We start from the raw sequence: 329 nt of genomic DNA, 5'->3' as shown, positions 1-329 counted from the left end.
ATGTCTTGAATCGCATTTGGATCATTGGCTGCCGATGGATCGGTATAACCCACTTGCACCGCTTGACCTGCTGTGACTGGTGTACCCAAAGTCAACACCACGGTAGAGCCATTCACTGTAACACCGGTTACAGCAACCACTTGACCATCTGCGGTGACCACAAAACTGTTTAATGGCGGTAAGTTAGCGCTGTCTAGTGCTTCACTATAGGTCAAGGTGAGCGATGTGCCGGCTGTATCTAGTGCTGCACTGACAAAGGTCGGTGCTGTGGTATCACCACCAGGCACAGTTGAACCATTATCCACTGTGGTGGCTGGAAGTGTTGCTGC

At 51.1% G+C, this 329-nt stretch carries 1 protein-coding gene; it reads right to left on the bottom strand.

The annotated features are described in order from the left end of the window. Positions 1–329 (bottom strand): SwmB domain-containing protein (locus M2R48_RS21150; RefSeq protein WP_315972863.1); only part of this gene is annotated, 329 nt, incomplete at both ends.

It is taken from the genome of Acinetobacter sp. I-MWF, assembly GCF_025433935.1.
GTDB classification, from domain to species: Bacteria; Pseudomonadota; Gammaproteobacteria; order Pseudomonadales; family Moraxellaceae; genus Acinetobacter; species Acinetobacter guillouiae.
The sequence above is the reverse complement of the archived record's forward strand: the minus strand, read 5'-3'. Positions and strand labels throughout refer to the sequence as shown.